The sequence below is a fragment of the Cellulomonas sp. P1_C4 genome (assembly GCF_056406355.1).
Window position 1 is genome coordinate 145,109 of the sequence record NZ_JBFUAI010000003.1, and the last position, 18,482, is coordinate 163,590.

General features: G+C 72.6%; 13 protein-coding genes. 5 read left to right on the forward strand and 8 right to left on the reverse strand.

From position 1 onward, the window contains the following. Nucleotides 1-16 precede the first annotated feature (16 nt). Nucleotides 17-1,354, forward strand: coding sequence for a type I glutamate--ammonia ligase (gene glnA, locus AC1DYZ_RS03380; RefSeq protein WP_477063803.1), 1,338 nt, complete (start codon nucleotides 17-19; stop codon nucleotides 1,352-1,354). Continuing rightward, complete coding sequence (locus tag AC1DYZ_RS03385; protein WP_477063804.1) at nucleotides 1,351-4,404, forward strand: bifunctional [glutamine synthetase] adenylyltransferase/[glutamine synthetase]-adenylyl-L-tyrosine phosphorylase; 3,054 nt, start codon at nucleotides 1,351-1,353, stop codon at nucleotides 4,402-4,404. Before glnA ends, AC1DYZ_RS03385 begins: the two co-directional genes overlap by 4 nt. Here the strand turns inward: AC1DYZ_RS03385 and AC1DYZ_RS03390 are convergent. Continuing rightward, nucleotides 4,395-5,582 carry an AI-2E family transporter gene (locus tag AC1DYZ_RS03390; protein ID WP_477063805.1) on the reverse strand — a complete coding sequence of 396 codons (1,188 nt, stop codon included), beginning with the start codon at nucleotides 5,580-5,582 and terminating at the stop codon, nucleotides 4,395-4,397. The two genes, AC1DYZ_RS03385 and AC1DYZ_RS03390, sit on opposite strands and share 10 nt — an antisense overlap. A 210-nt stretch (nucleotides 5,583-5,792) precedes the next feature. Here AC1DYZ_RS03390 and AC1DYZ_RS03395 point away from each other — a divergent pair, with 210 nt between their 5' ends. Beyond that, nucleotides 5,793-7,577, forward strand: a complete 1,785-nt coding sequence (locus AC1DYZ_RS03395) for a hypothetical protein (protein ID WP_477063806.1) — start codon at nucleotides 5,793-5,795, stop codon at nucleotides 7,575-7,577. On the opposite strand, the gene AC1DYZ_RS03400 is transcribed toward AC1DYZ_RS03395, so the two are convergent. From AC1DYZ_RS03400 to AC1DYZ_RS03430, 7 genes are all read right to left on the reverse strand, one after another. Then, nucleotides 7,574-9,112, reverse strand: coding sequence for a DUF4153 domain-containing protein (locus AC1DYZ_RS03400; RefSeq protein ID WP_477063807.1), 1,539 nt, complete (start codon nucleotides 9,110-9,112; stop codon nucleotides 7,574-7,576). The genes AC1DYZ_RS03395 and AC1DYZ_RS03400 overlap by 4 nt on opposite strands. A 120-nt stretch (nucleotides 9,113-9,232) precedes the next feature. Then, nucleotides 9,233-11,218 carry a pectate lyase family protein gene (locus AC1DYZ_RS03405; protein WP_477063808.1) on the reverse strand — a complete coding sequence of 662 codons (1,986 nt, stop codon included), beginning with the start codon at nucleotides 11,216-11,218 and terminating at the stop codon, nucleotides 9,233-9,235. 94 nt (nucleotides 11,219-11,312) lie between these two features. Next, on the reverse strand, nucleotides 11,313-11,915 hold the full coding sequence (locus AC1DYZ_RS03410; protein WP_477063809.1) for a histone deacetylase: 603 nt from the start codon (nucleotides 11,913-11,915) through the stop codon (nucleotides 11,313-11,315). Then, complete coding sequence (locus AC1DYZ_RS03415; RefSeq protein ID WP_477063810.1) at nucleotides 11,912-13,450, reverse strand: peptide ligase PGM1-related protein; 1,539 nt, start codon at nucleotides 13,448-13,450, stop codon at nucleotides 11,912-11,914. The genes AC1DYZ_RS03410 and AC1DYZ_RS03415 overlap by 4 nt, the downstream gene beginning before the upstream one ends. Beyond that, nucleotides 13,447-14,577, reverse strand: coding sequence for an adenylate/guanylate cyclase domain-containing protein (locus AC1DYZ_RS03420; protein ID WP_477063811.1), 1,131 nt, complete (start codon nucleotides 14,575-14,577; stop codon nucleotides 13,447-13,449). The genes AC1DYZ_RS03415 and AC1DYZ_RS03420 overlap by 4 nt, the downstream gene beginning before the upstream one ends. Beyond that, nucleotides 14,570-14,959, reverse strand: coding sequence for a response regulator (locus AC1DYZ_RS03425; protein WP_477063812.1), 390 nt, complete (start codon nucleotides 14,957-14,959; stop codon nucleotides 14,570-14,572). The genes AC1DYZ_RS03420 and AC1DYZ_RS03425 overlap by 8 nt, the downstream gene beginning before the upstream one ends. Next, nucleotides 14,956-17,202 carry a GAF domain-containing protein gene (locus tag AC1DYZ_RS03430; RefSeq protein ID WP_477063813.1) on the reverse strand — a complete coding sequence of 749 codons (2,247 nt, stop codon included), beginning with the start codon at nucleotides 17,200-17,202 and terminating at the stop codon, nucleotides 14,956-14,958. Before AC1DYZ_RS03430 ends, AC1DYZ_RS03425 begins: the two co-directional genes overlap by 4 nt. 118 nt (nucleotides 17,203-17,320) lie before the next feature. Here AC1DYZ_RS03430 and AC1DYZ_RS03435 point away from each other — a divergent pair, with 118 nt between their 5' ends. Then, the gene (locus AC1DYZ_RS03435; RefSeq protein ID WP_477063814.1) at nucleotides 17,321-17,866 is read left to right on the forward strand and encodes an NUDIX domain-containing protein; all 546 of its coding nucleotides are present in this window, start codon (nucleotides 17,321-17,323) and stop codon (nucleotides 17,864-17,866) included. 51 nt (nucleotides 17,867-17,917) lie between these two features. After that, complete coding sequence (locus AC1DYZ_RS03440; protein ID WP_477063815.1) at nucleotides 17,918-18,481, forward strand: YqgE/AlgH family protein; 564 nt, start codon at nucleotides 17,918-17,920, stop codon at nucleotides 18,479-18,481. Nucleotide 18,482: the final 1 nt, after the last annotated feature.

An 18,482-nucleotide genomic window follows, 5' to 3' on the forward strand; every position in this document is an offset into this window, starting at 1 on the left:
AGGCAGGATGTACCGCATGGACAGGCAGCAGGAGTTCGTGCTCCGCACGGTCGAGGAGCGGGACATCCGCTTCATCCGTCTCTGGTTCACCGACGTGCTCGGGATCCTGAAGTCGGTGGCGGTGGCCCCGGCGGAGCTGGAGGCTGCGTTCTCCGAGGGGATCGGCTTCGACGGCAGCGCCATCGAGGGCCTGACCCGGGTGTACGAGGCGGACATGATCGCCAAGCCCGACCCCTCGACGTTTCAGGTGCTGCCCTGGCGCGGGGAGCGGCACGGCACGGCGCGCATGTTCTGCGACCTGCTGACGCCCGACGGCGAGCCGTCGCTGGCCGACTCGCGCAACGTGCTCAAGCGCGCGCTGTCCAAGGCCGCCGACCAGGGGTTCACCTTCTACACGCACCCCGAGGTCGAGTTCTACCTGTTCGACGCGCCCGCCGACCCGACGCTGCCGCTGGTGCCGGTCGACCAGGGCGGCTACTTCGACCACGTCCCGCGCGGCACGGCGCACGACTTCCGGCGCGCCGCCATCACCATGCTCGAGTCGATGGGCATCTCGGTCGAGTTCTCCCACCACGAGGCCGGGCCTGGCCAGAACGAGATCGACCTGCGGTACGCCGACGCCCTGACCACCGCGGACAACATCATGACGTTCCGCACCGTGGTCAAGGAGGTCGCGCTCGAGCAGGGCGTCTTCGCCTCCTTCATGCCGAAGCCCCTGGCCGACCAGCCCGGATCCGGCATGCACACGCACCTGTCGCTATTCCAGGGCGACCGCAACGCGTTCCACGAGGCCGGCGGTCACCTGGAGCTGTCGAAGACCGCCCGCTCGTTCATCGCGGGCCTGCTCAAGCACGCCCCAGAGATCACCGCGGTGACCAACCAGTTCGTGAACTCCTACAAGCGGCTGTGGGGCGGCGCCGAGGCGCCGAGCTACGTGTGCTGGGGTCACAACAACCGGTCGGCGCTGGTGCGCGTGCCGATGTACAAGCCCGGCAAGGGCAACTCGAGCCGCATCGAGTACCGCGCGATCGACTCCGCCACCAACCCGTACCTCGCCTTCGCGCTGCTGCTCACGGCCGGCCTCAAGGGCGTCGAGGAGGGCTACGAGCTGCCCGAGGGCGCCGAGGACGACGTCTGGGAGCTCACCGACGCCGAGCGCCGCGCGCTCGGCATCGAGCCGCTGCCGCAGTCGCTGGACGCCGCGATCTCGATCATGGAGCGCTCGGAGCTCGTCGCGGAGACGCTGGGCGAGCACGTGTTCGACTACTTCCTGCGCAACAAGCGCCAGGAGTGGGAGGAGTACCGCTCGCAGGTCACGCCGTACGAGCTGCGGCGGTTCCTCCCGGTCCTGTGAGCGTCCCGGAGGGCGGCCGCACGGCCGGACGCGGGGCGTCGCTGGCCGCACGGCTCACGCGGGTCGGGGTGGCCGACGCGGCGCGTGCGGAGCGGCTGCTGTCGGACGCGGCGCTCCTGCGCGTCGTCGACGAGCCCGCCGAGGTGCTGATCACGCCGCTCGCCGACGTCGCCGACCCGGACCAGGCGCTGCTCGCGCTGGCGAAGCTTGCCGGCGCCGTCGGCGGGGACCCGGAGCTCCTCGGCATCCTGCGCGGCATCCTCGCCGAGGACGGTCCCGCGCGGGCGAGGCTGCTGGCGGTGGTGGGTGCGTCCGTCGCGCTCGGCGACACCCTGGTGGCGCACCCGGACAACCTCCGCGTGATCCTCGACCAGACGCCCGGCACCGGTGTGCCGGTCGCCTCGGTGCGGGCCGAGCTGCTCGCCGCGGTCGGGGCGGACGCCGACGCAGACGTTCCCGTGGCGACGGTCGTCGGGTCGCCCGGCACCGACGCGATGCGTCTGGCCTACCGCAGCCGCCTGCTGCGGATCGCCGCGACCGACCTCACCAGCACGGACCCCCTGAGCCGCCTGCCGGGCGTCGCGGCGGCGCTGGCCGACCTCGCGGGGGCGGCCCTCGAGGCGGCCCTCGCCCTGGCCCGCGCCGACCTGGACGATCATGGGCTCGGCGTCCGCCTCGCGGTCATCGGGATGGGCAAGGGCGGCGGACGCGAGCTGAACTACGTGAGCGACGTCGACGTCATCTACGTCGCCGAACCCGTGGACGGGGTCGACGAGGCCGAGGCGCTCGCCGCGGCCTCCCGGTTGGCCGCCGGTCTGGCACGCGCGTGCTCGACCCCGTCGGCCGAGCCCGCGCTGTGGCCGGTCGACGCCGCGCTGCGCCCGGAGGGCAAGGACGGCCCCCTCGTGCGCACGCTCGCCAGCCACAAGGCGTACTACGAGCGGTGGGCCAAGACATGGGAGTTCCAGGCGCTGCTCAAGGCTCGGCCGCTGGCCGGCGACCAGGCGCTCGGGCGCGAGTACGTGGAGATGACGCAGCCGTTCGTGTGGAGCGCGGTGACGCGCGAGCACTTCGTCGAGGACTCGCAGACCATGCGCCGACGGGTCGAGGGGCACGTGCCGGCCGCCGAGGCCGACCGGCAGCTCAAGCTCGGCGTCGGCGGTCTGCGCGACGTCGAGTTCACGGTCCAGCTGCTGCAGCTGGTGCACGGCCGGGCCGACGAGTCGATCCGCAGCCCCAGCACCCTGACCGCGCTCGCCGCCCTGGCTGCCGGCGGCTACGTCGGGCGGTCGCACGCCGCCCAGCTGGCCGTCTGCTACCGCCTGCTGCGCGTGCTCGAGCACCGGATCCAGCTGTACCGCCTCCGCCGCACGCACCTCATGCCCACCTCGGAGCCGGACCTGCGGCGGCTCGCCCGCTCGATCGGCATGCGCGCCGAGGGCGCGGCGGGACTGAACGAGCGGTGGCGGGCGGCGCGGCGCGAGGTCCGAGGGCTGCACGAGGAGCTGTTCTACCGGCCGCTCCTGCCGGCCACGGCGCAGCTGTCCACCGAGGAGGCCAGCCTCGCGCCGGACGCGGCGAAGGCGCGCCTGGCCGCCATCGGCTACACCGACCCGGCGGGCGCGATGCGGCACATCGCCGCGCTGACCGAGGGCGTCTCCCGGCGCGCGTCGATCCAGCGGCAGCTCCTGCCCGTGATGCTCGGCTGGTTCGCGGACGGCGCCGACCCCGACGGCGGGCTGCTCGCGTTCCGTCGGCTCTCCGACGAGCTGGGCACGACGCACTGGTACCTCAAGCTGCTGCGCGACTCGGGCACGGCCGCTCGTCGGCTGGCGCTCGTGCTGTCGACGTCGCGCTACGTCGCCGACGCGCTGACCAGGTCGCCGGAGTCGGTCACGTGGCTGGCCGACGACGCGGACCTGGTGCCACGGACCTTCGAGCGGCTGACGGCCGAGGCCGACGCGATCCTCACGCGGTCCGACGAGCCCGTGCCCGCGGTCACCGCGCTGCGCGGGCTGCGCCGGCGCGAGCTGGCCCGCACGGCCGCGGCCGACGTGCTCGGCGTCGTCACCGGCGAACGGGCGTCGCGGAGCCTGAGCGCGGCCTCGGACGTCGTGCTGATCGGCGCGCTCCGCGTCGCCGAGTGGGAGGTCCGCGTCGAGCGCGGGCTCGAGCAGAACCCGACGCGGCTGCTCGTCGTCGCGATGGGGCGGTGGGGCGGGGGCGAGATGGGGTACTCGTCCGACGCCGACGTCCTGTTCGTGCACGACCCCGTCGAGGGCGAGAACGCCGTCGTCGCCCAGGAGTTCGCGCTCCAGGTGACGACGAAGCTCCGCTCCCTGCTCGGGACCGTCGGCCCCGAGCCGACCCTCGAGGTCGACGCCGACCTGCGCCCGGAGGGCCGCAACGGGCCCCTGGTGCGGTCCTTCGACTCCTACGCCGAGTACTACGGGCGCTGGTCGTCCACCTGGGAGAGCCAGGCGCTGCTCCGGGCCCGACCGGTCGCCGGCGACGGCGAGCTGGGGGAGCGGTTCGTCCGCCTCGTCGACCCGCTGCGCTACCCGGCCGGCGGCATCGACCCCGCGGCCGAGCGAGAGGTGCGCCGGATCAAGGCGCGCGTCGAGTCGGAGCGGCTCCCGCGCGGCGTCGAGTCCGCCCGGCACCTGAAGCTCGGACGCGGGGGCATCTCCGACGTGGAGTGGACCGCCCAGCTGCTGCAGCTGCAGCACGCCCACGCCGTCCCTGCGCTGCGCACGACGGCGACCCTGGGGGCGCTCGACGCCGCGGCATCAGCCGGGCTGCTGGACGCCGACGACGCCCGGGTGCTGAGCGAGGCGTGGCTGCTGGCCAGCCGGCTGCGGGACGCCAACGTGCTGTGGAGCGGTCGCGGCGGTGCGCACGCCGACGTGCTGCCGCACGACCGGCAGGCGCTGGCGGGCCTGGCGCGAGTGGTCGGCTATCCGGCCGGTTCCGGCGGCGAGCTGGAGCAGGACTACCTGCGCACGGCTCGTCGCGCCCGCGCCGTGGTGGAGCGCGTCTTCTACGGCTGATCGGTCGGGCGGCCGGCGAGCTCGGGATCCGTCGGCTCGTCCTCCGGGACGTCGACCCATCCGCGCTGGCGCCGCAGCGCCTGCTCGTCCTCCTGCAGGAGCTCGTCGTCGACGAGGTCGTGCCGGCGCACGTACGTCGAGGAGACGGCCTGGATCGTCGCGACGACCGGGAGGGCGAGGAACGCCCCGATGGGACCGAACACGGCGCCGAACCCGATGACGGCGAGGAACGAGACGGCGGGGTTGATCTCGAGCGAGCGCGCCGAGACCTTGGGGGAGAAGATCAGGTTCTCCAGCTGCTGGTACCCGATGATGAACGCCAGCGTGAGCAGGCCCTTGACGGGGTCCACGGCCAGCGCCACGGCGACGGGGAGCGCGCCGCCGATGTAGGTGCCGATGGTGGGCACGAACTGCGAGACGATCCCGGTGAACGCGGCGAGCGGCAGCGCGTACGGGATGTCGAGGAGGGTCAGGAAGACGAACGTGAAGGCCGTGGACAGCGCGGCAAGCACGATCCGCGAGTTGATGAAGTCCGCGACCTTCTCCTGCGAGACCTCCCAGAGCCGCAGCACCTCCCGCTGCCGGGCCGGCGCCAGCAGGCGGCAGATGGCTGCCCGCAGCCGCGGACCGGCGCTCGCCATGTAGTAGACGACGAGCAGCACGGAGCTCGTGGTGAACAGGCCGCCGAGGACGGACGAGCCGAGGCCGATGAGGCCCGGCGCGAGCTCCTGCCAGTGCGCGCTCAGGTTGATCAGGAGCTCGTCCGCCTCCGGCATGTCGACGGCGAAGTTCGTCGCCACCCAGTCGGCGAACTGCGCGTAGTACTCCGGCAGAGACTGCACGAGCTCGAGCAGCTGCGTGATGAAGAGCCCGCCGAAGAGCGCGATCACGACGACGATCGCGACCAGCGACACGGCCATGACCACGCCCGTGGCCCGCGTGCGGCGCAGACCCCGTGCGACCAGCCAGCGGATCAGGGGCTCCATCGCCAGCGACAGGAACCAGGAGATGACGACGATGAAGATGACGTTGCCCAGCTGGGCCAGGGCCTTCCACGCGAACACGCCGAGGAAGACGGCGACGGTCGCCATGACGAGTGCCCGCGGGAGCCACGCGGGGGGCTTGCGGGGGTCCGTCGCGGCCAGGATGACCGGTCCGGTCTCGCGTCGTTTCGGCATCGTTCCCCCCGACGGGTGGGCGAGCGGGCTCGCGTGCGGCGTTCGTCTCGAGTCGCACCGTATCGGTCGCGCGGGGCCCGTCCACGGCTCCGCGCGGACCGGACGGGAACCCGGACGAAAAGCCACGCAGCGGCGCCTGTCGCGCTCTGAGCAGCGGAACTGACATGCTCGACACGTCGCAGTACATGTCGGACATATCCGGGGGATTCCGTGGTCGAGAACAATCCGTCGTCCCGCAAGCCGCGGGGCTCCGCCGCCGAGCCGCCGGCTCCGGAGCCGGGGGGGACCGTTGACCCGCCCGTCGACGACGACGCGGCGCAGACCCCCGAAAACGGGGGGTCGCCGAACGTCACGCCCGACGCCGGCGAGCCGGAGAGCGTCACCCCCGCGGCGGTCACGTCTGACGCCGGCGAGCCGGAGAGCGTCACGCCCGATGCGGTCACGCCAGACGCCGCCGAGTCGACGACCACGCCCGACGCGGTTCCGCCGGAGAGCGTGACGCCCGACGACGTGGCGCCGGACACCGAGACCCCGGGGGCGTCGGAGAACGACACGCTGCCGCTCGACACCTCGAGTGTCGCCGCGCCACAGAACGTCACCCAGGAGATCCCCGAGCACGTCGACGTCGTGGTCCCGCCGTCGTCGCCGGCCGAGGACACGGCCGTGCTGCTCGCCCGCCTCCAGCTGCTGGAGACCGAGAACGCGCGGCTGCGGGCGGAGACCACCCAGGCTCCCGTCGTCGTGGCGCCCCCGCGTCGGCGGCGCAAGGTGGGGCGTTCGGCGGCCGCGGTGGTGTTGATCCTGATCGGTGCGTTGTTGGCGCCGGTGGCGGTGGTGGGGTCGTGGGCGCGGGGTCTGGTGGTGGACACCGACCGGTACGTGGAGACGGTTGCGCCGATCGCGTCGGACCCGTTGGTGCAGTCTGCGGTGTCCAACCGGGTCACGACCGCGGTGGTGGACGCGTTGAACGTCAAGGAGCTGACCACGCAGGCCACGGACGCGGTCGCGGGTCTGGACCTGCCCCCGATCGTGGCCGGTGCGGTGCAGTCGTTGCAGCAGCCGTTGCAGGACGCGATCACCAACGTGGTGCACAAGAACGTGACCAAGATCGTGACCTCGGACGCGTTCGACACCATCTGGGTTGAGGCGAACCGGGCTGCGCACGAGCAGATCGTGGCGACCCTGCGCGGGGACCCGGACGCGTTGGCCAAGATCAGCGACACCGGGGTCCTCACCCTGGACATCACCCCGATCATCGAGCAGGTCAAGACGACCCTGGAGCAGGCCGGGTTCGCCCTGGTCTCCCGGATCCCGACGATCAGCGTGACGTTCCCGATCGCGTCCAGCGCGGACCTGGTGCGACTGCAGAACGCCTACCGGCTGATCGACGTGCTGGGTGCGTGGCTGCCCTACCTGTCCCTGGGGTTGCTGGCCGCGGGGGTGCTGGCCGCGCAACGCCGGTCCCGGGCCCTGGTCATCGCCGGGTTGTCCCTGGCTGGGGCGATGGTGCTGCTGGGTGCCGCCCTGGCCGTCGGCCGGTCCCTGTACGCCGACTCCCTACCGCCCACGGTGCAACGGGTGGACACCGCGGTCGCGATCTACGACCAGGTCATCTCCCTGCTGCGGGTCCAGCTGCGCGTCGGCCTGGTCCTGGGGCTGCTGCTGGCGATCATCGCGTTCGCCGCCGGCGGGACCACCGCGGCCCGCCAGCTGCGCGCGTCCTCCTCCCAGGCCTCCGCGTGGGTGCGCGGCGCCGGGGACCGGCACGGCATCAGCACCGGACCGGTGGGTGTCTGGCTGGACCAGCAACGCACCCTGATCCGGGTCGTGGTCATCGCCCTGGCCGCCCTGGCCCTGGTCCTGGCCGACACTCTCACTCCTGCCTACGTCGTCACCGTCTTCGTCATCGCCCTGCTCATCCTCGGACTGGCCACCCTCGCCGCACGACCACGCGCCGCGGCGCCGGCCGTGGACGAGGAGGAGGTCATCGTCTAGCGCTCGGCGCATGACGAGCCGGAGCCGGCGTCCTGGGCGAGCAGCTGCGCTGCGCGCTCCCGGCTGACGTTCCAGTCGGCCAGGCCGGTGGCGGGGGTGACGTCGGCGGACGCCAGCAGGCACGAGCGCAGGAACGGATCGTCCTCGATCTGCGCGAACGCGGGCACGGCGTCGGCGGAGAGCCCGACCAGGTAGCCGACGTCCAGGTCCGCCGCCAGGTCGGCCGTCGTGTTGTGCCGGACGATCTGCGCGTCCGGGTTGACCAGCGCGAGGCCGAGCATCGCGACCGCGGCGACCTGGACGACGGCGCGGGGCAGCCACCGGCCGCGCCAGCGGATCCCCGCGACCAGCAGCAGGATCAGGACGGCGGCGAGCGCGACCTCGACCACGGTGACGAACACCCGCAGGCGCGTGAGCCCGAACGTCTCGACGTACAGGTCCATGCGGCGCAGCGCGGACGCGACCACGCCCAGCGTGCCGACGCACAGCACACCCAGCGCCACACGGGTGAGGAGTCGGTCGGTCGCGGTATCGCGGGGCGCGCGACGCGCGGCCACGGCGACGACCACGAGTGTCAGCGCGGTGACGACGAGCAGCTGCCAGAACCCCTGCCGGGCGTACTGCGCGTAGGTCAGGCCGACGGACTCCAGGACGTGCCGGTGCCCGCCGAGCAGCGCGCCGACCTGCACCATCACGAACAGCAGCACCATCGCGTCGAGGGCGACYACCGGCAGCAGCCACTCGCCGCGGCGCGCGGGCCTGCCCGGGGCGAGCCGCACGTCGGCCCAGCTGGGCGGCGCCAGGGCGAGGTGCGCCAGGCTCGCCGCGACGAGAGCGATCAGCGCGCCGACGACGACCTGACCGGGGATCAGGTCGCCCTGCGCGCGCGGCAGGAGGCTGGCGAAGACGCGGTCGGCGCTGGCGAACAGCAGGCCGAACACGAGCAGCAGAACGACGGTGATCGCCACGCTGCGCAGAGCGACCAGCAGCTGGCCGCGGCGCGACCCGAGCCGCGTCTCGATGCCCTTGGCCACCCAGGGGAGCGCCCGCACCGCGCCCGCAGCCCAGCTCAGCGGCGCGAGCACCGCGGCCGGCGCCGACCTCGAGGACGTGACGGCCACGACTCCCGCCCACGCCGCCGCCAGCGCGCAGAGGACGACGACCCACCCCGCGTCCCGGACCGCGACGACGGCGACCAGGGCGATCGACAGGACCGCGGTGGCGAGGTCGTTCACCGACCGTCGCCGGATCAGGTCGGGAGCGGCCGCCGCCCACAGGGTGAGGCCGACCAGCGCGACCCCGAGGCCCGGCCGGTGCCCGACGAGCAGCGCCCCGCCCAGTGCCCCGACGGTGCCGCACACCACGAGCGTCCGGGTGGCGACCGGTCGTCGACGCTCCGCCCAGAAGGGCACCAGGACGCGGGCGAGCCGGCCAGGCTCGCGCGCGACGGGAACAGCCCGGCCCGCCGTCCAGGAGGGCGGCGGGCCGGGGAGAGCGGGCGGGGGCGGGGGCGTCGGTGCACCGGAGTCGGTCATGAGCGCCACGCTAGGCACCGGTGTCCCTGCACGTCAGAGACTTGCGCGGGGGTCCCGTGGACGTTGTGTGCAGTGGACCGGCGGCCCTCCACAACTGGTGCCCAGCCCGCACACAGGCGGTCAGCGGCGCACGGTGACCACCCGCTCGGCGGTCGTCGTGCTGCCCGCTGAATTGCTCAGCACCGCCACGAAACGGTAGGTCCCGGGCGCCAGGCCGATCACGGTGGTGGCGGTCGACTGGCGGTTCGGGGTGGCGGCCACGAGATCGTGCTCGTCGACCAGCACACCGTCGCGGTACAGCGCGTAGTGGGTCGCGTTGGTGCCCCACCAGAGCGTCGTCGTGACGGTGAAGGACCCGTCGCCGTCGCGGTTGTCGTCTCCGACGACCGCCTTGCCCGGGGCCGCGTCGGTGACGCGCACGGTGTGCGGCGCCGAGCTGCTGGTGCCGTACGGGTTGAGCAGCTCGACGACGTAGGAGTAGGTGCCGTCGACCTTGCCGGTGACGGGGAACGCCACCGTCTGGGCGTGGGGCGTCGTGCCGGTGAGCCACTGCGCGCCGACGAGCGCGCCGTTCTCGTAGAGGCGCGCGACGGTGGCGTTCTGGCCCCACCAGAGGTTGGCGGTCACCGTGTAGGAGCCGTCGCGCAGACCGGTGTCCCGGCCGTTGTCGTCGCTGACCACCGCCGTGCCGGGCGTGCCGGTGGCCACCGGCGTGCCGGATTCCAGCACCCCGGCACCGGCCTGGGCGCGCACGATGGCGGGCACGTCCTGCACCGGGTCGAGCACGTAGTCGTAGACGTCGGCGGGGTTCCACCGGGCCGTCGGCGCGAGCGGGACCGGCGCCGTGGCGTTGAACGCGGCGAGCAGGTCGGTGGGCTGTCCGTTCACCGTCGAGCCGGTCTCGTAGAGCTGCGTGCCCGACCACCGCGTGATGATCCGGCCGGGGTCGACGCCCGGCGCGAGCTCGAAGGCGTTGTTCTCCGCGTAGATGCTGGACTCGATCCCGGCGCCCCAGTAGTACTGGAACAGCGCCTCGGTCGTCTGCGTGTAGAGGTTGTCGTAGACGTGCACGTCCCCGAACCGCACGCGCGGGGCGCGCTGGCCGATGTCGATCCAGTGGTTGTGGTGGATGGTCACCCGGTGCTGGCCGCGGTCCTGCGGTCGGGAGTCGGAGGAGCCGATGAGCTCGGTCTTGTCGTGCTGGTCGAGCTCGTTGTACGACACGGTCACGAGGTCGGAGCCGTGCGTGATGTCGAGCAGGCCGTCGTGCACCTCGAACGGCCGGCCGTAGATGGTCGGCAGCGCCTCGTGCGGGTGCGCCCCGTCGTCGAACGTGTTGTGGTCCACCCAGACGCTCGTCGCGGTCCACACGGAGACGTTGTCGTACGCCGAGTTCCAGTTGCCGACGGCCGTGTCGGTCGGGTCCCAGACCGGGAAGCAGTCGTAGGCGTCGGAGATGGTGAGGTTGCGGACGATCACGTTGTGGGCGTCGCGGATGCGCAGGCTCGCGCCGACGATCCGCGCGTCCTGGCCGACGCCGACGAGGGTGACGTTGGAGCCGACGTGCTGCAGCGTCTGGGCGGCCTGGATCGCCGCGGCGGCGACGCGGGCGTTCTCCAGCGGCCCGCTCGGCTTGGCCTTGCCCCACGGACCGGTGGGGTCGTAGTAGGCGATGTAGTCGGCCATCCGGAACGGCAGGCCGGAGTCCGAGACGGTGACCTGGCCGGCGTAGTCGTCGCAGCTGACGGCGGGGTCGAACGCGGTGATGGTCCCCGCCACGTAGACGATGCGGGGGACCGTGCTGGTCCGCGCGTCGGTCTGGCCGCCCCCCGGCTTGCCGGCGAGGGCGTCGCGCAGCTCCTGCCACGTGTCGACGACGTAGACCTGCTCAGGGTCCGCGGCCGCGCCGCCGGTGGTGCCGGTCGCGACGGTCGGCTTGCCGTCCGGGACGGTGGGTCCCTCGTAGGAGGCCCAGCCGTCGCCKGGCGGCAGCACGGCGGTGCCCAGGTCGACCGGTGTCGGCGGGGGAGCGGCGTGGGCGGTCGTCGCCGGGAGGAGGAGCGCTCCGGCGACCAGGGTGGCGATGAGGGTGCGACGAGCTCGCATGAGACGGCCTTGTCTCGAGCAGATGGATGGGTGAGGAATCGCGTGAGAAACCGGTTCCCCACCGTGGCACACCAGACTTGGTAAGCGCAATCCATCAGGACGACGAGTACGCCTCGCTCATGCCTGGGATGGCGCCCAGGTACGCGCGGACCTCGGCCGGAGCCCAGCCGTGCGTCTCGCGCAGGCCGACGTCCATCGTCCGCAGGTAGGCGTCGCTCGGGGCGGCCAACGGTGCGTCGTCGAACGGCTCGGACGTCAGGGTCACCAACGGGATCCCGTCGCGGGCGCCCAGGTGCACGATCGTCTCGTAGCGCCCAGGCCCGTAGCGGTGACGGCCGTCGCGCCAGAGGGTCTGCAGATCCAGGTCCTCGCCGGGGTCGCGGCGCATCTCCTGGGCCAGGACGTCCGCCAGCTGCCCGGAGCTCAGCAGGTAGGCGGCCGCGGCGACCCGGCCGGTCCCGTCGGGGTCGAAGACCGCCGTGCCCCCACCCCAGGCCTTCGACGCCCCCGTGAAGGACAGGCTCCCGCGCACGATGAGCGGGACCGTGCGCGCGGGCTCCGTCCCGTCACGGCACCCGGGGTAGTCGCGCAGGCTCCCGGGCGGCCGGCCGCCGCGCAGGTAGAAGCCGAACCGGTCGGCGCTCAGGTTCGACCCGTACGCGACGTACCAGACGCGGTCGACGGCGTCCGTCGTCATCCCGGCAGCACCCGCGAGCGCCCGGCCGCCACGGCCTCCGCCAGGAGAACATCCTCGGCACGCCGGTACAGGTCCATCGCCTGCTCGGGCGTGTCACCGACGGCGGTCAGGCCCACGCGGCCCAGCTCCGTCAGGCAGCTGATCATGTGGAACACCACGCCGGTCTGCCGTGACTGGTCGAAGTGCAGACCGTGCCTCGCGACGACGTCGAAGAGGTCGACCACGCGCAGCGCACGCAGCTCCGGCGCCTCGAGGTGGTCGGTGGCGACGAGGTGCTTCTCGTCGCCGGTGGAGGTGAGGTACCGACCCGAGGGTCCGTCGTAGTGGCCGTCGGTGAGGAACTGCAGCGTGAGGAACGGGTGCGTGGTCCCGCCCTTGCGCAGGTTCAGCTCGATGGCGTGCGCCGTCCAGGCGCCGGACTCGTCGCGGACCACGACGAAGTCGACGGCGAACCGGCCGAGGACCCCCTCCCGTGCCAGGCGGCGGCCGATGACCTCCGCCGGCTCGCTGATCAGCCGGCTGTACGCCGGGTCCGCAGGGAAGGTGCACCCCAGGTAGCGCTGGCCGCTGGGTCCGCCCAGCAGCTGGTCGTGGGTGGAGAGCAGCTCGACCGTGCCGTCGGGCAGGACGCGGAGCTGGACGCTGGGGCTGCGCAGCTCGGTGCCGGTGACCCGTTCCTCGACCACGCCGCCGCCGCTGGCGAACCGGTCCCAGTAGTCGTCGCGGCTCAACGTCGCCGACTCCAGCTCGAGCGCCGCCACACGGTCCGCCACCTCGGCGCGCAGGTCCGTGCCCGGGAGGTCCCGCAGGTCGACGACCGCGTTGCCGTTGCCGGAGACCCCGTCGTTCAGCTTCACGATCACCGAAGCGGTGCCGGGGCGTTCGGTGAGCATCGCCAGCACGGCATCGACGACGTGGTCGCGCGTGCGCAGGCCCTCGGCGCCGGCGGGGTGCAGGACGCCCTCCGCGGCGAAGAGGCCTCGGCAGCCCGTCTTGCTGCCGAGGTCGGCCAGGCGCGGGTCCGAGCCGTACATCGGGATGCCGAGGTGCAGCGCCAGGTCGCGTTCCCGCTCGGTGGTGCTGTAGGCGATGAGGTGGCACCGCGCGCGGTTGGGGATCCCCGCCGCGATGCTCGCCAGCAGCCGCGGCCGCTCGAGGACCTTCTCGTTGAGCGGGCGCAGCGTGGCGTCGTCGACGGACACGAGCGTGAGGCGCGCGCGGGCGTGGCTGGGGATGACGCCCGGCAGCAGGGCCAGGTAGTACTCGATGATGCTGTCCTTGATCGGTGTCGAGGTCACGTAGGTCATCCGCAGGAACGGCTGGCGGAGCAGGAGGAGCAGGAACAGGAAGCGTTCCTCGTACGCCTGGACCAGACCGGCGCTGGTCTTCGCGTCGACCCCCACGGACGGGATGACCACGACGGACTCGTCCTCGTGGTGCTGCCGCATGACGTCCCAGACCGATCTCATCCGCTGCTGGAGCATCGCGAACCGCTCCTGGCGCTCGGCCTCGTCGAGGTCGTCCAGCGTGGTCACGGCTGCCTCACCTCAGCCCTCTCGACGGCGAACGTGCCCACGGGTCTGCTGAAGCCCCGCAGGTCGAGCTCACCCATGGGTCGGCCGCCGACGCGGTCCTCCACGGCGGAGAAGACGCGCTGGCTCACGAGGACCTGCCCGGCCGTCGCCTCGGCGCACAGCCGCGCCGCGAGGTTGGTCACGCTGCCGATGGCGGCGTAGTCGGACCGGCCCTCGAACCCGATCCGGCCGAGCGTGGCATAGCCCTGCGCGACGCCGATGCCGAAGCCGAGCTCGTGGCCCCGGCGGGACCAGCCGACGGCCAGTGCCGCCACCCGGTCCTGCATCGCCATCGCCATCGCCACCGCCCGCCACGCGGGGTCGTCGCACGTCACGGGGTCGTTGAAGAAGACCATCAGACCGTCGCCGGTGAACCGTTCGAGCGTCCCCTCGTACTTGTCGATGAGCTCGCCCAGCGCCCGGTGGTACTCGCGGAGCACCGTCATCACCTCCTCCGGCTCGGACTGCTCCGCGAAGGGGGTGAAGCCGCGCAGGTCGCAGAACACCACGACGATCTCCCGGCGGTGACTGTCCAGCAGCGACTCGTCACCGGAGTCGATCACCAGGTCGGCGAGCTGCGGCGGGAGGAAGCGTCGGAGCCGGTGCAGGCGCTGCAGCTCGTCGACCTGGGTGCGGACGCGCTCCTCCAGCTCGGCGTTCCAGCCCGCCAGCTCGGCCGCCTGCCGGGCGATCGTGTCCTGGTACCGCTTCACGCGGGCCAGCGACGCGACCCGGGCGACCAGCTCGTCCTGGTGGAAGGGCTTCGTGACGAAGTCGTCGGCCCCGGCCTCGATGGCGCGCAGCTTCTCCTGGTCCCCGCTCGCCGTGATCATCACCACCGGGAGGTAGGCGGTGGTCGGGTCCGCGCGGACCCGTCGGCAGACCTCGTACCCGTCGATCCCGGCCATGACGATGTCGAGCAGGATCAGGTCGACATCGTCGTGACCGGGATCGTGCAGGAGATCCAGCGCCTCCTCGCCCGACCCGGCGAGCAGGAGCCGGTATCCGCGCGGCTCGAGGACCGCCTGCAGCAGACGCAGGTTCTGCGGCAGGTCGTCGACGGCGAGGATCGTCACCTCCTCAGGCATGGGCGTGCCCGATCACCATGAACGCATCGACCTCGGACGGCAGGGCCCGGACGCTGATCGGCTTGGACAGGTACCCGTCGAAACCGTCGGCCAGCGCGCGGTCACGGTCCTCCTGCATCGCGAAGGCGGTCACGGCGACCACGGGCACGTCGGCGACCACCGGATCCCGACGCAACCGGTGCATCGCCTCGACCCCGTCGATGCCGGGGAGCTGGAGGTCCATGAGGACGAGGTCGGGGCAGCAGACGTGTGCCAGGCTGACGCCCTCCTCGCCCGACCTGGCCTCGACGACGTCGTAGCCGCGGACCTGGAGCACGTCGCGGATGAGCTTGAGGTTCAGCGCGTTGTCCTCGACCACGAGGATGCGGCCCGATGTCGTCACAGCATCCCCCCGGTGGCACTGGCGTCGACGGGAAGGGCCTCGGCACGGCGCAGCGCGCGCACCAGGTCGTCGCGGGCGACGGGCTTGATGAGGTACTCGGCCGCACCCGAGGCGATGCCGCGTGGCCGCTCGTCGACGATGGACGCGATCACCACGGGGATATCGCGCGTCGCCTCGTCGGCCTTCAGGCGCTCGAGGATCTGCCAGCCGTCCATGCCCGGCAGGCGCAGGTCCAGCACGACGGCCGCCGGCAGCAACGACCGGATCTCGTGAAGCCCGGCCCTGCCGTCGCGCGCCCGGACGACCCGCACACCGAACTCGTCGAGGTAGGCGGCGAGCAGGTCGAGGGAGGCGCGGTCGTCGTCGACGAGGACCACCACGGGAGCGTCGTCGCTCGACCCGGTCGAGCCGGTCCCCGCTGCGGTGCCCGAGGGCACCACGAAGCCGAACGTGCTCCCGACGCCGACCTCCGTCTCGAGCCACATCCGGCCGCCCAGGAGGGCGACGAGCCGTCGGCACAGAGTCAGGCCGAGCCCCGTGCCCTCCTCCCGAGGAGCACCACGCCGTCCCTGTTGGAACGCCTCGAAGATGCGTTCGCGCTCCTCGGGCGCGATGCCCGGGCCGTCGTCCGTGACGGTGAGCTCGAGCTCCGGCCCGACGTGCCGCGCAGCGACGACGACATGGCCGCCGTCGGGCGTGAACTTCACCGCGTTGCTCAGCAGGTTCACCACGACCTGCTTGAACTTCAGCTCGTCGGACTCAACGAGATCGACCGTCGGGTCGAGCGAGAGCGCGAGCGCGATGTCGTGGTCGTTGGCGCGTCCCCGCACCGTCGCGATGCCGTACTCGATCGCGGCCGGCACAGAGAAGGTGGACGGCTCGAGCTCCATGCGGCCGGCCTCGACCTTGGACAGGTCGAGGATCTCGTTGAGCAGCTCGAGCAGGTGCTGCCCCGAGCTCAGGATGTCCCGCAGGTACTCCTCCTGGCGCTCGTTGATATCGCCGAAGAGCCTCTCGAGGAGGACCTCGGAGAACCCGATGACGGCGTTCAAGGGCGTCCGGAGCTCGTGGGACATGCTCGCCAGGAACTCCGACTTGTGCTGGCTCACGACCTCCAGCTCGGCCGTCTTGACCTCGAGCTCGCGGAACAGCCGCGCGTTGGTCACCGCGAGCGCCGACTGGCTGGCGAACGTCTCCAGGAAGTCGACCGTCTCCTGTGCGAACGGCCCGACGGAGCGACGGCGCACGACGAGGGCCCCGACGATCCGCTCGCCGCGCAGCACGGGCACCGCGAGGACGGAGCGCCAGCCGTCGGCGTGCAGGACCGCCAGGTGAGGATCGAGGTCGACCTCGTCCAGGTCGGGGACCGCCACCGGGTGCCGCTCGAGCGCGGCCCGTCCGACGAGCGTGCCGCGCAGCTCGATCCGCACGGAGCGCAGCGCGGCCAGGAGCTCGGGGCTGCTGGCGTACGCGCTGCGGACCGAGAAGACCTGGTCCTCCTCGAGGTACTCCATCATCGAGCCGCCGTCGCAGCCCGAGAAGCGGACGGCGTTCTTGATGATCGTGGCCAGGACCTCGTCCAGGACGAGGCTCGAGCTCACGATCCCGCCGACCGCACTCAGCGCCTCGAGCTGGTCCACCCGCCGGGCGAGCTCGGCTCCGCGCGCATCGAGCGCCGCGAGCAGGTCCACGTGCCGCACGACGATCGCAGCCTGCGCCGCGAACGCCTCGAGGAGGGCGACCTCGCCCGGGTCGAACGGGTCCACCTCGCTCCGCAGCAGCGACAGAGCGCCAACCACCTCGTCGTCCAGCACCATCGGGGCAGCGACCACGGTGCGGAACCCGACCATCTCCTGAAGGTCGCGCCGGCGGTAGGCGGGGTCGACGAGGACGTCGGAGATCTGCTGGACCGCCCGGCGGGTGGCCGCGCGGCCCACGATCGTGTCGCCGTCCACCCTGATGGGGTGCTCGCGCCAGTAGCTCCGCAGCTCGGCGGTCAGGCCGACCGACGACGCGAGCGTGAACCGGTCGCCGTCGATGAGGTAGACCAGCACCGTCTGGGCCCGGCACAGCCGCCGCGCCGTCTCGACGATGGTGTCGAGCACGGCGTCGGGATCGGCGGCGGACCCCAGCGCCGACAGGACCGCGTTCGCGGCCGCGAACTGGTCGGTGGCGTCGTCGTAGGCGCGGCGCAGGCGATCGTGCTCCGCCTGGCTGACGGTCCCGCTGTCCAGTTCGGCCATCGTTGGCCGCCCTTCCCCGGGTCTCGACGTCCCGGGCGCATCTCAGTGTGCTCGCGGGCGCCGGACGTGTGCAATGACGGCGACGAGCTCCCGATGTGCGGTCTGCCAGGCTGGCGTCATGAACGCCTGGCGCACACGCACCTCGACGACCGTCTACGAGAACCCCTGGATCCGCGTGCGCGAGGACGAGGTCGACCGGCCCGACGGCGGGATCGGGATCTACGGCGTGGTCGAGCTGCGGAACCCGGCGGTGTTCGTCGTCCCGCTCACCGACGACGACGAGGTCGTGCTCGTGGAGGTCTCGCGCTACGCCACGGGCGCCGTGTCCCTCGAGGTGCCCGCGGGTGGGTCCGACGGGGAGGAGCCGGAGCTGGCGGCCCGCCGCGAGCTGCGCGAGGAGACCGGTCTCGAGGCGGACAGCTGGGAGCCCGTGGGCTCGATGTTCGCCCTCAACGGCGTGTGCCACGCGCCCGAGCACGTGTTCCTCGCTCGTGGACTGCGCGTCTCGGACCTGCCGGTCGAGCAGGCGGAGGAGGGCATCACGGGGATCCGACGCGTGCCGTGGCCGCAGGTCCTGCGGCTCGTCGCCGACGGGACGATCACCGACGGCGAGACCGTGGCGGCGCTGATGTACGCCGCGATCGCCCTCGGTCGGGTGGCCTGACACCGGCGCCCTGCGACCGCCCGGTCGGGCGGTCTCGGTGATGATGGGGACATGACCGACCACCCGACCATGCGGGGCCGCCTCTTGGTGGCCGCGCCTGCGCTGCGCGAGCCGGCCTTCCATCGCACCGTCATCCTCCTGCTCGACCACGGTGACAACGGTGCGCTCGGGGTGGTGATCAACCGGCCGTCGTCGGTCGACGTCGGTGTGGTGCTTCCTGACTGGCATACGCACGTCACGGACCCGCCAGTGCTGTTCCTCGGCGGGCCGGTAGGCCAGGACACGGCGATGGGCGTGGCGGTGCTGGCGGTGGGCGCGACCGCGTCGCCGGACGTCGACGCGGTGATCGGGCCCTTCGGGCTGGTGGACCTGGACGCCGTGCCGGAGACCGTCGGGGCGCGCGTGCGCGGGGTGCGGGTGTTCGCGGGGTACGCCGGCTGGTCGGAGGACCAGCTCGAGCGCGAGCTCGACGAGCGGTCCTGGTTCCTCGTCGACGCCCTGCCCGACGACCTGCTCACCCGCGAGCCCACTGGGCTGTGGCGGCGGGTGCTGCGTCGTCAGGGCGGGGACCTGGCGATCGTGTCGACGTACGCCGAGGACGCGTCGCTGAACTGAC

Excerpts from the sequence above, each read along its gene's own strand:
- AC1DYZ_RS03440 (WP_477063815.1), top strand. The coding sequence starts at position 17,918 with ATGACCGACCACCCGACCATGCGGGGCCGCCTCTTGGTGGCCGCGCCT.
- AC1DYZ_RS03390 (WP_477063805.1), bottom strand. The coding sequence starts at position 5,582 with ATGCCGAAACGACGCGAGACCGGACCGGTCATCCTGGCCGCGACGGAC.
- AC1DYZ_RS03410 (WP_477063809.1), bottom strand. The coding sequence starts at position 11,915 with ATGACGACGGACGCCGTCGACCGCGTCTGGTACGTCGCGTACGGGTCG.
- glnA (WP_477063803.1), top strand. The coding sequence starts at position 17 with ATGGACAGGCAGCAGGAGTTCGTGCTCCGCACGGTCGAGGAGCGGGAC.
- AC1DYZ_RS03420 (WP_477063811.1), bottom strand. The coding sequence starts at position 14,577 with ATGCCTGAGGAGGTGACGATCCTCGCCGTCGACGACCTGCCGCAGAAC.
- AC1DYZ_RS03430 (WP_477063813.1), bottom strand. The coding sequence starts at position 17,202 with ATGGCCGAACTGGACAGCGGGACCGTCAGCCAGGCGGAGCACGATCGC.
- AC1DYZ_RS03435 (WP_477063814.1), top strand. The coding sequence starts at position 17,321 with ATGAACGCCTGGCGCACACGCACCTCGACGACCGTCTACGAGAACCCC.